This is a genomic window from Aciditerrimonas ferrireducens, from assembly GCF_023130475.1.
GTDB lineage: Bacteria > Actinomycetota > Acidimicrobiia > Acidimicrobiales > UBA8190 > Aciditerrimonas > Aciditerrimonas ferrireducens.
In genome coordinates, this window is sequence record NZ_JAKHEX010000002.1 from 132,714 (window position 1) to 146,870 (window position 14,157).

The 14,157-nt window shown below is 75.2% G+C and carries 15 protein-coding genes and 1 tRNA gene; 7 read left to right on the plus strand and 9 right to left on the minus strand.

Annotation, left to right across the window (positions count from 1 at the left end):
• The first annotated feature begins 30 nt into the window (after positions 1–30).
• From eno to Acit_RS02665, 6 genes are all read left to right on the plus strand, one after another.
• Positions 31–1,341, plus strand: coding sequence for a phosphopyruvate hydratase (gene eno, locus Acit_RS02640; protein WP_248105426.1), 1,311 nt, complete (start codon positions 31–33; stop codon positions 1,339–1,341).
• Positions 1,338–1,844, plus strand: coding sequence for a hypothetical protein (locus Acit_RS02645; RefSeq protein ID WP_248105427.1), 507 nt, complete (start codon positions 1,338–1,340; stop codon positions 1,842–1,844). Before eno ends, Acit_RS02645 begins: the two co-directional genes overlap by 4 nt.
• Complete coding sequence (locus Acit_RS02650; protein ID WP_248105428.1) at positions 1,841–2,368, plus strand: DUF501 domain-containing protein; 528 nt, start codon at positions 1,841–1,843, stop codon at positions 2,366–2,368. The genes Acit_RS02645 and Acit_RS02650 overlap by 4 nt, the downstream gene beginning before the upstream one ends.
• Positions 2,369–2,372: 4 nt before the next feature.
• Complete coding sequence (locus Acit_RS02655; RefSeq protein ID WP_376746002.1) at positions 2,373–3,314, plus strand: Ppx/GppA phosphatase family protein; 942 nt, start codon at positions 2,373–2,375, stop codon at positions 3,312–3,314.
• 107 nt (positions 3,315–3,421) lie between these two features.
• Positions 3,422–4,492 carry a pyridoxal-phosphate-dependent aminotransferase family protein gene (locus tag Acit_RS02660; protein WP_282436116.1) on the plus strand — a complete coding sequence of 357 codons (1,071 nt, stop codon included), beginning with the start codon at positions 3,422–3,424 and terminating at the stop codon, positions 4,490–4,492.
• A complete protein-coding gene (locus Acit_RS02665; protein WP_248105431.1) occupies positions 4,489–5,103 on the plus strand; it encodes a GNAT family N-acetyltransferase in 615 nt (204 codons plus the stop codon). The genes Acit_RS02660 and Acit_RS02665 overlap by 4 nt, the downstream gene beginning before the upstream one ends.
• A gap of 38 nt (positions 5,104–5,141) precedes the next feature.
• Here the strand turns inward: Acit_RS02665 and Acit_RS02670 are convergent, their stop codons facing one another.
• Positions 5,142–6,221: an NAD-dependent epimerase/dehydratase family protein gene (locus tag Acit_RS02670; protein WP_248105432.1), complete on the minus strand. Its 1,080-nt coding sequence runs from the start codon at positions 6,219–6,221 to the stop codon at positions 5,142–5,144.
• A 4-nt stretch (positions 6,222–6,225) separates the two neighbouring features.
• Positions 6,226–7,137 carry a lysophospholipid acyltransferase family protein gene (locus Acit_RS02675; protein WP_248105433.1) on the minus strand — a complete coding sequence of 304 codons (912 nt, stop codon included), beginning with the start codon at positions 7,135–7,137 and terminating at the stop codon, positions 6,226–6,228.
• A 60-nt stretch (positions 7,138–7,197) separates the two neighbouring features.
• On the opposite strand from Acit_RS02675, the gene Acit_RS02680 reads away from it, so the two are divergent.
• Positions 7,198–7,271, plus strand: a tRNA-Leu gene (locus Acit_RS02680).
• Positions 7,272–7,313: 42 nt separating this feature from the next.
• On the opposite strand, the gene Acit_RS02685 is transcribed toward Acit_RS02680, so the two are convergent.
• The 7 genes from Acit_RS02685 to Acit_RS02720 form a co-directional block, all read right to left on the minus strand.
• Positions 7,314–7,760 carry a PIN domain-containing protein gene (locus Acit_RS02685; RefSeq protein WP_248105434.1) on the minus strand — a complete coding sequence of 149 codons (447 nt, stop codon included), beginning with the start codon at positions 7,758–7,760 and terminating at the stop codon, positions 7,314–7,316.
• Positions 7,757–7,993 (minus strand): ribbon-helix-helix domain-containing protein, encoded by a 237-nt coding sequence (locus Acit_RS02690; protein ID WP_248105436.1) that lies wholly within the window; start codon positions 7,991–7,993, stop codon positions 7,757–7,759. Before Acit_RS02690 ends, Acit_RS02685 begins: the two co-directional genes overlap by 4 nt.
• A 541-nt stretch (positions 7,994–8,534) precedes the next feature.
• Positions 8,535–9,749, minus strand: a complete 1,215-nt coding sequence (locus Acit_RS02695; protein WP_248105437.1) for a hypothetical protein — start codon at positions 9,747–9,749, stop codon at positions 8,535–8,537.
• 85 nt (positions 9,750–9,834) lie between these two features.
• Positions 9,835–11,592 (minus strand): sodium/solute symporter, encoded by a 1,758-nt coding sequence (locus tag Acit_RS02700; RefSeq protein ID WP_312709235.1) that lies wholly within the window; start codon positions 11,590–11,592, stop codon positions 9,835–9,837.
• Positions 11,592–12,002 (minus strand): hypothetical protein, encoded by a 411-nt coding sequence (locus Acit_RS02710; RefSeq protein ID WP_248105438.1) that lies wholly within the window; start codon positions 12,000–12,002, stop codon positions 11,592–11,594. The genes Acit_RS02700 and Acit_RS02710 overlap by 1 nt, the downstream gene beginning before the upstream one ends.
• Entirely contained in the window at positions 11,999–12,787 is a 789-nt protein-coding gene (locus Acit_RS02715) for a LytR/AlgR family response regulator transcription factor (protein WP_248105439.1), read from the minus strand. Before Acit_RS02715 ends, Acit_RS02710 begins: the two co-directional genes overlap by 4 nt.
• A complete protein-coding gene (locus tag Acit_RS02720; protein WP_248105441.1) occupies positions 12,784–13,965 on the minus strand; it encodes a histidine kinase in 1,182 nt (393 codons plus the stop codon). The genes Acit_RS02715 and Acit_RS02720 overlap by 4 nt, the downstream gene beginning before the upstream one ends.
• Positions 13,966–14,157: the final 192 nt, after the last annotated feature.

Here is a 14,157-nt window from a genome sequence, read left to right on the forward strand (position 1 = left end):
CGAGGAGCCCAGGGGGCAGGGGGCGGACTGGTGAGCGAGGTGGCGACGGTCCACGCCCGGCAGGTGCTCGACTCCCGGGGGAACCCGACGGTCGAGGTCGAGGTCGAGCTGGGATCGGGGGCCCGGGGTCGGGCCATCGTGCCTTCGGGGGCCTCGACCGGCAGCCACGAGGCCCTGGAGCTGCGCGACGGCGGCTCGGCCTACGGCGGCAAGGGGGTGACCCAGGCGGTGGCCCACGTGAACGGGGAGCTCGCCGCGGCCGTGCGCGGGCTGGAGGCCAGCCACCAGGAGCTCATCGACCAGGCCCTCTGCGACGCCGACGGCACCCCCGGCAAGACCCGGCTCGGGGCCAACGCCATCCTCGGGGTCTCCCTGGCGGTGGCCCGGGCGGCGGCCGCCGAGCGGGACCTGCCCCTGTACCGCTACCTGGGGGGCGTGGGAGCCCACGTCCTGCCGGTGCCCCTCATGAACGTGCTGAACGGCGGGGTGCACGCCGACAACGCCCTGGACTGCCAGGAGTTCATGATCGTGCCCCTCGGGGCGGCCTCCTTCGGCGAAGCCCTGCGCTGGGGCGCCGAGGTGTACCAGGCCCTCCGGGGTGTCCTGCGGGCCCGGGGCCTGGCCACCACGGTCGGCGACGAGGGTGGCTTCGCGCCGGCGCTCCAGGCCACCGAGGAGGCCTGCGCGGTGCTGGTGGCGGCCATCGAGGCGGCCGGGCTGCGCCCCCACCGGGACGTGGCGCTGGCGCTCGACCCGGCGACGAGCGAGCTCTTTGAGGACGGGGCCTACCACTTCAAGGGCGAGGGCCGGCGCCTCGACGCCGACGGGCTCTGCGCCTACTGGTCGGAGCTGGTCGGGCACTTCCCGATCGTGTCCATCGAGGACGGCATGGCCGAGGAGGACTGGGACGGGTGGGCCCAGCTGACCGCCCAGCTCGGCGACCGGGTGCAGCTGGTGGGCGACGACGTCTTCGTGACGAACCCCGAGCGGCTGGCCGAGGGGATCCGGCGCCGGGTGGCGAACGCCCTGCTGGTCAAGGTGAACCAGATCGGTTCGTTGAGCGAGACCCTCCAGACCATGGCCCTCGCGACCCGCCAGGGGTACGCGTGCGTGGTCTCGCACCGCTCGGGGGAGACCGAGGACACCACCATCGCCGACCTGGCCGTGGCCACGGGCTGCGGCCAGATCAAGGCGGGGGCACCGGCCCGGACCGATCGGGTGGCGAAGTACAACCAGCTGCTGCGCATCGAGGAGGAGCTGGGTGACGCGGCGCGCTTCGCCGGCCCGGGGGCGTTCCGGCTCGGGCAGTGGGTCGCCGCGGGGTCGGAGCCCGGCGCGTGAGGTGCACCCCTGCCTCCCGCACCCCTCGGCCCGGGGCGAACCGGTCAGGCCGCCACCGCCGGCTCGAGGCGCCCTGGCGCTGGCCCCGGCACCGCCAGGCCCTGGCCGCAGCCGCGGTCTTCAGTGGGGTGGTGCTCGGGACCACCTTCCCCCTCGGCACCCTGCTGCACCAGCGGGCCCAGACCCGGGCCACGACCGCGGCGGTGACCCGTCTGCACCGGGTCGACCAGCGCCTGGCGGCCGAGGTCAAGGCCCTGTCGAACCCGGCGGTGGCGAAGGCCCTGGCCGAGCGAGAGCTCGGCAGCGCCCCGAGTCTTGGCGGCTCCCTGCCTCCCGGCATGGACCCGAACGCCCCCGCGCTCGATCCCGCAGCCGGCGGGCCCCTCGTGGCCTACGGCCTGGCGCCCCAGGCGCCGACGACCGGGGCGCCGACCGCCGCCAGGGCGAAAAAGGGCGCGGGCTTCCTGACGAGGGTGCTCCAGACCCTCGAGTTCTGGCGGTGAGCGGCGCCGCGGGCCTCCTCGGGGACGAACGGGCCGGCGTGGCGGCCCTCCTCGGGCGGCCGCCGGCCGGGGCCTGCTGGGTGGTCCGGCGCGACGGCGACGGCCGACCGGTGGTGCTGGAGAACGCGCCCTGGCTGGACGACGGGACACCCATGCCGACCCGCTACTGGCTGGTCGACCCCGAGCTGCGTCGGGCGGTGGGCCGGGTCGAGGCGATCGGCGGGGTCCGTCGGGCGGAGGCGGCGGTTCCCGCGGCGGCCCTGGCCGAGGCCCACGCCCGCTACGCCGCCGAGCGGGACCAGGTGGCCCGGGCCATCGTCGAGCGCCTCGGCGGCCAGGCCCCTGGCCCCTGGCCCCGAGGCGGGGTCGGGGGCACCCGGCGCGGGGTCAAGTGCCTCCACGCCCACCTCGCCTGGTGGCTGGTCGGGGGGGAGGACCCCGTGGGGGCCTGGACCGCCGCCCAGCTCGGGCTCGACAGTACGGGCCCAAGGGCGCGCCCGGGGGAGGACCGGTCCGGTGGCTGAGGTGCTGGCCGCCCTGGACTGCGGCACGAACTCGACCCGCCTGCTCGTGGTCGACGAGGACGGCCGGGTCCTCACCCGCCGGATGACCGTCACCCGCCTGGGCCAGGGCGTGGACCGGACCCGTCGCCTCGCCCCCGAGGCCATCGAGCGGACGGTGGCCGTCCTGCGCCAGTACGCCGCCGAGATGGCCCAGCTGGGGGTCACCCGAGCTCGGCTCGCCGCCACCTCGGCGGCCCGGGACGCCGAGAACGCCGCCGCGTTCCTGGCCGCCGCGGCCGAGGCCACCGGGGTGGACCCCGAGATCCTGAGCGGCGAGGAGGAGGCGCGGCTGTCGTTCCAGGGCGCCACGGCCCAGCTGCCCCCCGACCTGGCGGCCGCCGGGCCGGTGCTCGTGGTCGACATCGGGGGCGGGTCCACCGAGCTGGCCGTGGGCCGTCCCGAGGAGCCCGACGCGGTCCGGGCGGTCTCGGTGGACCTCGGCTGCGTCCGGCTGACCGAGCGGTTCCTGGCCGAGGACCCCCCCTCGGCCGCCGCCCTCGGCGCCGCCAGAGCCGAGGTGCGAGCGGTGCTCGGCGCCGCCCGCGAGGTCCTCCCGACCCCGGCCCCCGGCGGCACCCTGGTGGGCCTGGCCGGCACGGTCAGCACCCTGGTCATGCTGGCCCGCGGCGTCGGCCACTACCGCCGGGAGCTGGTCCACCACCAGCGGATCAGCCGGCAGGAGGTCGAGTCGTGGCTGGCCCGGCTGGCCGGGGAGCCGGTCGCCGCCCGACGTCGGGAACCCGGCATGGTCGAGGGCCGGGCCGACGTGATCGTCGGGGGGGCCCTGGTGCTGGCGGAGGCCCTCGCGGTCTTCGACCAGGCGGCCTGCCTGGCCTCCGAGGAGGACATCCTCGACGGGCTCGTGGCGTCGCTCCGCCGGTCGTCGGCCCGTCCCCCGGGACCCTGAGCCCACCTCCTGGAGCCGGCCCCCTCGACCGGGAACCGGATCGGCGCTCGCCGGGGACCCCCGGGTACCATCGGGCGGTGGCCACGCTCCCCCCGGACCGCCTGCTCATGGGCCCCGGCCCGTCCAACCCCTACCCGGGCGCCGTCACCGCGGCGGGGTCCCCGATGCTGGGTCACCTGGACCCGGCCTTCCTGGACGTCCTGGACGCCACGTGCGAGGAGCTCCGGCAGGTCTTCCGGACCGAGAACAGCCTGACCCTGCCCCTCTCGGGGACCGGGTCGGCCGGCATGGAGGCCTCGCTGGCCAACCTGGTCCGACCCGGCGACCCGGTGGTGGTCGGGGTCAACGGGCTCTTCGGCGAGCGGCTCTGCGAAGTGGCCGGGCGGCTCGGCGCCGAGGTGGTCCGGGTCGAGGCCCCCTGGGGCCAGCCCCTGGATCCCGATGCGGTCCTGCGGGCCCACCCCGCCCCTCGGATCATCTGCGTGGTCCACGCCGAGACCTCGACGGGGGTGGAGAACGACGTGGCGGCGGTCGCCGCAGGCAAGGGCGAGGCCCTGCTCGTCGTGGACGCCGTGACCTCCCTCGGGGGCGTGCCGGTGGAGGTCGACCGCTGGGGGGCCGACGTCTGCTACAGCTGCTCCCAGAAGTGCCTGGGGGCGCCGCCGGGCCTGGCGCCGATCACCGTGTCGCCGCGGGCCCGGGCCGCCCTGCGGGAACGGCCCCCGACCTGGTACCTGGACCTCAACCTCATCGCCGGCTACGTGGAGGCCGGCGGCGGCCGGGCCTACCACCACACCGCCCCGGTCCTCATGGTCCAGGTCCTCCACGGCGCCCTCCAGGCCCTGTTGGCCGAGGGGCTCGAGGCCAGCTGGGCCCGCCACGAGGCCGCCGGCCGCGCGCTGCAAGACGGGCTGGAGGCCCTCGGCCTCGAGCTCTTCGCCGCCAAGGGCCACCGTCTCTCGTCCCTGGTCACCGTGAAGGTCCCGGCCGACCTGCCGGGCGGGCTGGACGAGGAAGGGGTCCGGCGGCGGCTCCTCGAGGAGCACGGGGTGGAGATCGGCGCCGGGGCCGGCAAGCTGGCCGGGCAGATCTGGCGGATCGGCTGCATGGGGCACAACGCTCGCCAGCGGAGCGTCGAGACGGTGCTCGCCGCCCTCGGGGAGGTCCTGGGACGGTGATCGGCCGGCTGGGTCGGAGCGCCACCGGGGAGTTGCGCGGTCGGCGGATCCTCCTGCGGGGCCTGGAGGAGCGGGACTACCCGGCCTGGTTCGAGATCCGCCAGCGGTGCCGGGAGTGGCTGGTGCCCTGGGAGCCGCGACCGGCCGGCACCCCGCCGGCCAGCGAGGACCGGGCCAGTTTCGCCGCCCGCTGCGCCGCCCGGGCCCGGGAACGCCAGCTCGGCGGGGGCTACGGCTTCGGGATCTTCCTCGGGGACCGCCTGGTCGGGGAGATCACCCTCTCCTCCATCCAGCGGGGCCCCTTCCAGAACGGCTTCGTGGGCTACTGGGTCGACCAGGCCTACGCCGGCCAGGGCCTGGTGCCCGAGGCGGTCGTCGTCGTCCTGCGCTTCGCCTTCGAGGACCTGGGCCTGCACCGGGTCGAGATCGCCATCGTGCCCCGCAACTGGCGGAGCCGGCGGGTGGTCGAGAAGCTCGGCATCCGCGAGGAGGGGGTGGCGGTGCGGTTCCTCGAGATCGACGGCCGCTGGGAGGACCACGTCCGCTACGCCATGACCGCTGAGGAGTGGGCGGAGCGCGGACCGGACCTCTGGCAGGCCTGGGCGGCGTAGGTGCCACCAGGCCCGGCCTTCGCCCCGGACCGACCCCTTCAGCGCTGGTGGGAACGGGCCGGGCCCGCCGGAACCCCCTCGGGACGGACCACGACGGCGGGGGAGCGGCGGAAGAACTCCTCGACGTCCTGCTCGTAGGTGTAGCCCGGGGGTTCCTGGCCGACGGAGCGGCGCAGGCGGAGGGCCCGGGCGAAGCGCTCGACCGCCCCGGCGGTGGTGGCCGTGTAGCGGAAGCCGGTGGCCTCGAACCGCCGGCCGTCGACCCCCCGGCCGTAGCGGAGCAGGGCGTCGAGCTCTGGGGGGAACTCCAGGACCCCGAGGCGGACCAGGGGCGCGGCGGCGAGCTGGGTGCCGAGGGGTGGGAGGCGGAGGGGCAGGGCGCCGCAGGTGGCCAGGACCTCCCGCCAGGGCACCTTGCCGGCGCCGGCCACGTTGTAGGTGCCGGGAAGGCGCTCGGTGGTGGCGTGGGCCAGGGCCCGGACCACGTCGTGCTCCTCGACGAACTGCAGCAGGGGGTCGAAACCGCCGATCACCGGGGCGAGCCGGCGGGCCAGGCCGGTGCTGAGCGGGGTGGTGATGTTCGGGCCGAGGACGTTGGCGAAGCGCAGGACGCTCACGACGATGCCGGGGTTGTCCTCGGCGAAGTCCCGGACCAGGCCCTCGACCTCGAGCAGGGACCGCTCGAGGCGGGTGGCCGCCTGGGCGACCCGCGGGTGGTCCTCGTCGAACCAGGCCGGGTCCCGGGGCGAGGCGCCGTAGACCAGGGTCGAGGACTTCACCACCACCTGCCGGACGGCGGCCTCGGGCTGGCTGCAGGCGGCGAGGAGGTTCAAGGTGCCGATGACGTTGATCTCGTGGAGGGCCCGTCCTGACGCCTTGGTGGAGTCCACGACCAAGAAGGTGTGGACCACGGTGTCCACCTGGGTGGCCCGGACGATGCGGGAGAGCAGGGTGTAGGCCTGGTCGGTCCGGACCACCTCGGCCCGTTCCAGGCGGACCCTCGGGGGGGTTCGGCCCAATCCGAGCACCAGTTCCACCTCGGGGTCCTGTTCGAGGGCCTGGGCCATGCGGCCACCCCAGAAGGTGTCGATGCCGGTCACCAGGATCCGTCGGCCCACCGGCTCACCCGAACCAGACGCCTTTGCGCTCCTGGAGCATCTCGTGGAGCGCGTCCTGGATCTGCTGGCGGATCCGCTCCGCCTCGTCCATGACCAGGGACTTGCGGTAGCGGTCCTGGCCGGGGGGCACGTCGAAGACCACCGGGTCCAGGACCCTGAGACGGAACTTGGCGGGCAGGTAGGTGACGACCCCGAGAGGCCCGAGGAGCAGCATGTTGGCCGTCACCGGGAAGTAGGGCAGGCCGAGGGCTTTCGCCAGGGTCGGGAGGCGGAAGAGGATCGGCATGGACTCCTCGGCCCCCACCACGGCGATCGGCACCACCGGGACCCCGGCCCGCATGGCGATCTCCACGAACCCGCCCCGGCCGAAGCGGCGGAGCTGGTAGCGGTCGGTGAAGGTCTTCGAGGGGCCCTTCGTGCCCTCGGGGAACACCAGGGCCAGCTGCTGCTCGTCCCGCAGCAGCCGCAGGGCGTTCTCGGGGTGGGCCGGGAGCCCACCGGCCCGGGACCAGAGGGTCCCGACCCAGGGGACCTGCCGGAAGAAGAAGTCCGCCATGCCGTAGACCGGGCGGCCGAGCTCCTCCTCGATGCCGTGCATGATGACCGGGGCGTCCGAGGGGATGGCCCCGGCGTGGTTGGCGACCAGCAGGGCCCCGCCCCGTCGAGGGACCTTCTCCAAGCCCTCCCACTCGACCCGGAACCAGTGCCGGTAGAACGGGGCGAAGAGGGTGCGGGCCACCTGCCGGACCCGCTCCGAGCGTCCCCAGTGGTCCACGTCGGTCCGCCGCTGCCCCTCGAAGGGGGCCGGCGGGTCCTCGACCGCCACCGCTGGACCGGGATCGGCCGGCGGATCGGTCCGGGGCAGGGGCACGAGGCTCGCCTCCACTGGCTCCCCCTGGCGTCGGGCCTCGGCCACGGCTCGATGGTACTGCCGGTGCTCGACGGGCCCTCGGCGGCCTGCCACGATGGGCGCCACGGGGGTGTAGCCCAACCGGCAGAGGCAGGGCGCTTAAACCGCTCGCAGTGAGGGTTCGAGTCCCTCCACCCCCACCGGATCGACGCGACGAACCGGGCCGATCGGGTCGGGTGGGGTCAGTGGCTGCCGGGGTACGGGCCGTGCCGTCTCATCGAGTGCCAGACGGCGACGCGGGGGAACACGGCGAGCTCACGGGACACCAGGTCGCGCTCGTCGCAGCTCACGAGTCGGCCACGTGTGGCTTGCGCCGCCGCAACGTAGGCCGCGTCGTAGACCGAGATGCCGTGCGTGTCAGCGATCGCCGCAGCGTCCTCGAGCAGTCGGGCATTGGCTCGGACCAGTCCGGCGTCGTCGCCGAGCGCGCTCACGCGTGCCTGCAGCCGACGTGCCGCGGCGCGGTCGTGCCACGAGCGAAGGGCGACGTTCGTCACCTCATAGAAGGCCAGGTCGAGGGTGGCGAGGGGATCGGCACCGGCCAGGAGCCGACGGCAGTCGTCGTGGTGCTCGTCGTCGGGGTCCTCGCTCGCCAGCAGCACGCTGGCGTCGAGCAGCCAGAGGTTCACCGTTCGGGCCGGTTCGCCTTCACGAGGCCCGCCGCACCGCCGCCGTGGCCCCTGAGCGGGCCGTCCATAGCCTCGATCTCAGCCATCCGCTCGGCGCGCCGGGCACTCCTCCGGCGCAACGCCTCTTCGGCCAGCTCCCGGAGATAGCCGCTCCGGGTCGTGCCGCGCCGGCTCGCCTCCCTGTCCAGGGCCTGGAGGAGATCGTCGGGCAGCGACACCATGACCTTGGCCACCTGCGCAGTATACCCGGTATTGCCGAACGAGCTGGCCTGCCGGCGACCCGATGACCCGCGGTCCCGGTCGGGTCGTCCGACGGTCGGTGACGGCTGAGGGTAGCGATTGCGATCGCGACAGGGGGACGGTGAATCGGACCGCGTCAGCAACTCGGAGCTGAACGCGGGCGGAATCCCACGGAAAAGCCCTCCTGGCGGGCGGAAACGGTGTCTGGCAACAACCCTTTCGCCGACCCCGGAGGGCAGGTCCCAGGCGAGCGCTCCCTCGACACGTCCGCGCCTGTCAGTGACTGCCGGCGCCAAGGGGTCGTCAGCCACGCCGGCAGCTGGTTGCCGTGCGACCTGGCCGGCGGCACGGGGTTGACAAAGGCCCTGCTGGAGGTGGTCTTGCAGCCGACCGCCTGGCGCACCTTGGAGACGTTCGATCTTCTCCTCGACCTCGAGACAGCGGCTTCGCGGATCGAGAACCCGAGGCCAGCGGTGTGCGGTGGGGGTCCTGCCGCCCCTGGTGCTCCCGGCTGTCCGTGGTCAGGGCCGTGGCTCACGAAGACCGTTGGGCCCGGCGAGCAGCCTTGCGGAGCTGGCGGGGTGAGGGGGCGGCGAGTGCCCAGCCCGGCGGCAAGGTGCTCGCCGCCGGCTCCGTGGGACCCACGGTGGCGGTCGTGTCCTGGTCGGTGCTCCCCGTCGCGCTGGCGTCCCGCCCGACGTCGCTCCCGGGCGCCGGATCCGGGGCCGCGGGCCTCGAGTGGTCGGCGGTGGCGACGAGGAGCTGGGTGGGGTCCAGGGCCGGGCCGACCAGGGGCAGGGAGTAGGCGAGGAGCGCGGTCACGGTACCGAGGAGCATGAGGCCGAGCCCGACCACCCGAAGCGAGCCGTGGACGACCGTCGCCGCCCCGCCGAGCCCGGCCAGGAGGAGGCCGACCAGCCCGAGGCTGGCCCCGAGGCGCCGGTCGCGGTGCCTCCCGGTGCTCGGGAGGCGGCGGCTGGCGGACCACGCCCAGAGGGCGAGGCCGGCCAGGACGATGCCGATGACCGCGTGGAGGAGGTAGGCGAGCTGGCCGCGATGTGGCACGAGCCCGGTGGGGCGGCCCAGGGGGGCCACGAACAAGGCAGCGGCCCCGAGGCCGAGCTCGACCAGCACACCGGCGAGGAGCGCCGTCCAGAGGACCCGGCCTTCGAAGAGCCGACCACCGGGGCCGGTCGGGGTGAGCTGGTGGGTGGGCTCGGGTGCCCGACGGGGCAGCGTCGGGGCCGGGGACCCCGGCGTGTCGGCCGGCCCGGGCCGACCGGCCGGGGCGAGGGTCACGAGGGCGACGAAGGTGATGACTGCGATGACCAGGTGCATCGACATGAGGATCCCGACGCCCCCGATGGGGTTGTGGTCCCCGACGAGCCAGAGGTCGGGCAGGAGGAGGACCGCGGAGACCACGACGGCGAGGCGGCCGAGCAGCCAGCGGGGCTCGGAGGAGATGCGGGCCACCCCGGCCCAGGCGGCCCCCGCGGCGGCCACCCCGAGGACGGTGAGGCTGCCGTAGTCCCAGAAGGCGAAGTGGCTGTAGTGGGTGGTGGCGGGGAAGGCGGCGTGGCCGACGGCCACCAGGCCGGTGTCGGCCGCCAGGGACAGCAGGGCGGCCACTGCGGTGGCGAGGACCACGGCACGGGTGCGGGGCGGCGCGGGACGGGCCGGGAAGTCGACCCTGGCCCGCTGGAGGAGCCGGGCGACGAGGGGAGCGGGGCTGGTGGTCGGGGTGCTCACCGCCTCCTCAGGGTAGGGCGAAGGCTCGCTGCTGGGCACGCGCCCGACCAGTCCTCGGGCCGGGCTGGCGGGGGTCGGCCGGGTCTCAGGACGCCGGCACCCGCTCGGTCCGGCCTTCGCGTGCCTCGGCCCGTCGGCCGGGCCGGAGGTGCTCGGGGAGGTGCAGAGCCAGCAGCTTGCCGGTGACGTCGGCCGGGAGGGCCTGGGGGGTGGCCCGAGAGACGAGGACCATGGTGAGGAAGGCCAGGGGCACCGTCCAGATGGCGGGGGTGCCGAGCAGCACCGCCGGCCAGCCACGGCTGCCGGCCCCGGCCATGGTGGCCAGCACCGCCCCGGAGGAAGCGGCGCCTCCGACGGCGATCCCGGCGAGGGCCCCGACCCAGGTGAGCCGGGGCCACCAGATGCCGAGGATGAGGAGCGGGCAGAACGAGGAGGCGGCCACGGCGAAGGCCCAGCCGACGAGGATGTTGATGGAGAAGTCCCCGACGGCCAGGCCGCCGACGGTGGCCAGGGTGCCGACGATGAGGGCGGCGACCCGGAAGGCGGTGGTGCCGCCCCGGACGACGTCGTGGGAGAGGGCCCCGGCCATGGCGATGACCAGGCCCGAGGTCGTGGAGAGGAACGCGGCGAAGGCCCCGGCGGCCACGAGGGCGCCGAGGGCCCGGGCGAGGGCCCCGGCGGCCACGAGGTGGGGCAGGGCCAGGACGACGTCGTCCGAGCGGCCCGAGAGGTAGAGGCCGGGGGCGCTGAGCCTCCCGAGGAGGGCGAAGAGGCCGGGAAGCAGGTAGAAGGCGGAGAGGAGGAGGACCACGTAGGTCGTGGTCCGCCGGGCGGCCTGGCCGTCGGGGTTCGTGTAGAAGCGGACCAGGATGTGCGGCAGGCCGAGCGCCCCGAGGAAGGTGGCCACGATGACGCCGTAGGTGGCGGCCAGGGGGTGGTCGAGGCGGCCGTCGATGCGGACCAGTGGCAGGCTCCAGGCCCGGCCGCTCAGTGCCGGGGCCGAGCCGACGGCGGGGGCCGGGGCGTGGGCTGGGAAGGTCAGCGCGGCGCCAGCCCCCACCCGGACGGTGCCGGCCAGCCGCAGCGGGCCGTGGCGCCGGACCCCGTCGACCAGGCCGCGGGCGGTGACGAGGACAGGGTGGGCCACATGGAGGACCTCGGCGCTGGGGAAGCGGACCAGGGTCCGGCGGGGGAAGACCGCGGGGGCAGGGCCGGCCACCTGGGCCAGCGGGGGATGGCGGACGAGCGTGAGGAGGAGGAGGGCCGGCACGCCGAGGGCGACCAGCTTCAGCCAGAACTGGAACGCCTGGACGACGGTGATGCTCTTCATGCCCCCGCTGGCGATGGCCAGGGTGACGACGCTGCCGGCCGCCACGACCCCGAGCCAGTAGGGCGAGCCGAAGACCTCCTGGAGGGTGATGCCGGCCCCGTTCAGCTGGGGCAGGACGTAGAAGAGGGAGATGACCAGCACCATGACAGTGGCGGCCTTGCGCAGCAGGGCCGAGTCCAGCCGGCCCTCGGCGAAGTCGGGGATGGTGTAGGCCCCGAAGCGCCGGAGGGGGGCGGCCACGGTGGCCAACAGGACCAGGTACCCCGCGGCGTAGCCCACGGCGTACCAGAGGGCGCCGAGGCCCGTCTGGAGGGCCAGGCCGGCGATGCCGAGGAACGACGCGGCCGAGAGGTACTCCCCGGAGATGGCCGACGCGTTCGTCACCGGGGGGACCTGGCGGGCGGCGACGAGGAAGTCGGCCGGGGTCCGGGACACGCGGACCCCCCGGGCGCCGAGGGTCAAGGTGACGAGGGCCACCGCGACGACGGCGCCGACGGCCACGGGCTCGACCACTAGCCCTCCTCCAGGATCTCGGCGAAGCGCTCCTCCACCCGCCTCGCCCGCCGGGCGTACCAGAAGGCGAGGGCGACGAGGGGCGGATAGATGCCCCCGCCGAGGACCACGGCGGCCAGGGGCAGGGGGCCGACGGTGGCCGTGGCCACCGGGGGGAAGAGGACGGCCAGGAGCGGGTAGAGGGCGACGAGGATGCCGGCGGGGGCCAGGACGGCGATGGTGGTGGCCAACTGGGCCCGCAGGAGCGAGCGGAGGAGGGCCGGGCCGTACGCGCTGCGGCCGTCGAGGTCGGCCACCTGCGGCCCGGCCGGGCGCCGGCCCGGCCGGGGCACGGTCGCCCGGACCACGGTTCGTCGGGCGACGGTGGCCTGCGGTTCCTCAGGCCCGGGCGGTCGGGGGCCGGGGCTCACCGATGGCTCCGAGGGGCCGCCCGGGCGAGCCATTCCCGCAGGTCCCGCAGGTGCCGACGGCTGACCGGCAGCTCGGTCGGCCCGACCAGGACCGTGGCGTGGCCGTCGAGGACCCGCAGCTCGGTGACGTCGGGCAGGTGGACGAGGAAGCGGCGGTGGATCCGGGCGAAACCGTGGGGGGCCCAGCGCTCCTCGAGGAGCCCGAGGGGGACCCGGACGAGGTAGCCCTCGCCGGCCCGCCGATGCAGGCGGACGTAGTCGCCAGCCGCCTCGACCCAGGCGATCTCCCGCCGATGCACCAGGACGGTGCGGCCGGGGAGGTCGACGGCGATGGTCTCGAGGTTACCCTCCTCGGGGGTCGGCGAGGGCCCGCCCGGGCCGGCCGAGGGCCGCTGGCGGGCCAGTCGGTCCAGCAGGGCGTGGAGACGGTCCTCGTCGACCGGCTTCAAGAGGTAGCCCGCGGCGTCCACCGCGAACGCGTCCACCGCGTAGGCCTCGTGGGCGGTGACGAAGACCACGGCCGGCGGGCGAGCGAAACGGGCCAGGACCCGGGCGAGCTCGAGCCCGTCGAGGCCGGGCATGCGGATGTCGAGCGCCACGACGTCGAAGGCTTCGTCCTGGAGGGCCCGGAGGGCCTCGGTGGCGTCGGAGGCCAGGGCCACGCGGCCGACGTGGGGGGAGCGGCCGAGCAGGAAGCCGAGCTCGTCGAGGGCGGGGGCCTCGTCGTCGACGGCCAGGACGCGCAGCCCGCCGGGGGTCGGGACGGCGGTCAGGTCCGTGCTCACGAGACCTGCGCGGTGGCCAGGTGGAACTTGGGGATGCGGAGGGAGACCCGGGTGCCCGCGCCGATGCCCGTCTCGACCACCAGGCCGTGGTCGTCGCCGAAGACCGCCCGGAGGCGTTCGTCGACGTTGCGGAGCCCGACCGAACCCTCGTCGGCCGTGCCCGAGAGGATCCGCTGCAGACGGGTCGGGTCGGTGCCCACGCCGTCGTCGTCGACCGAGACGACCGCCTCGGCGTCGGCGTCCTCGACCGTGATGGTGAGCCGACCCCGCCGGCGGGGCTCGAGGCCGTGGCGGACGGCGTTCTCGACGATGGGCTGCAGGATGAGGGAGGGCACCCGGACGCTCAAGGTCTCGGGAGCAACCCGGAGGGTCACGTCGAAGCGGTCGCCGAAGCGGGCCCGTTCGAGCTCCAGGTAGGTGTCGACCAGGCGGAGCTCCTCGGCCATCGTGGTGAACTGCCCGTGGCTCTTGAAGCTGGCCCGAGTGAACTCGGCGAAGCCGACGAGCAGGCGTCGGGCCCGGTCGGGGTCCGAACGGACGTAGGACTCGATGGCGGTGAGGGCGTTGTAGACGAAGTGGGGGGAGATCTGGGCCCGGAGGAACTGCAGCTCGGCCCGGGCGGCCCGCTCGCGGGAGCGGTCCAGCTCGGCCAGCTCGAGCTGGGTCGCCACGAACCGGGCCACTTCGCCGCCGAGCCGGAGGAGTCCGGCCGGGGCCGAGTCGTCGAGGGCGGCCAGGGTTCCGACCACCCGCCCGTCGACTGCCAGCGGGAGGACCACCGCTTCGGTGAGCGGACAGCCGGCCGGACGCCGGCAGGCCAGGGCCGAGGCCGGCAGGATGGTCGGCTGGCCGGTCTGGAGCACCGAGGCCAGATGGGGCTCGAGGAGCTTCGCGTGCTCCTCGTCGACCCCGACCGCCCCGAGGACCCCGTCGCCGTCGGCCAACAGGACGCCCGGGGTCCCGAGGAGGGCCTGAAGGTGGGGCGCGACCCGGCTGGCTGCCGTCGGGGTCAAGCCGGCTCGCAGCGCCGGCGTCGCCAGGTTGGCGCGCCGCAGGGCGGCATAGGTGGCTCGCTGCCCTGGCGTGCCGAGGTGACGGCCGCCCCGGACCACGAAGCGCAGCACGAGGACGAGGCCGACGAGCAGCAGCGCTGGTGCCACCCACAGGACGACCCGCATGGTCCTCCCCCTCAGCTCCCCTCCATGGCACCCGCCACCGTTGGCGCGCGGCGGGTGACGACAGGACGCAGTGTGGCACAGGCGGCCAGCGACCTGCAGTCCTCGCGGGCGGGCCGCTCGTCGCCTGGCAACGACCGTTCGTCGACGAGGACCTGCCGCTCGTCGAGAACTCCACGCCGAGCGTTGTGGGGC

Coding starts and splice junctions, on each gene's coding strand:
- Acit_RS02720 (WP_248105441.1), bottom strand. CDS start 13,965: ATGCGGGTCGTCCTGTGGGTGGCACCAGCGCTGCTGCTCGTCGGCCTC.
- Acit_RS02660 (WP_282436116.1), top strand. CDS start 3,422: ATGGGCCCCGGCCCGTCCAACCCCTACCCGGGCGCCGTCACCGCGGCG.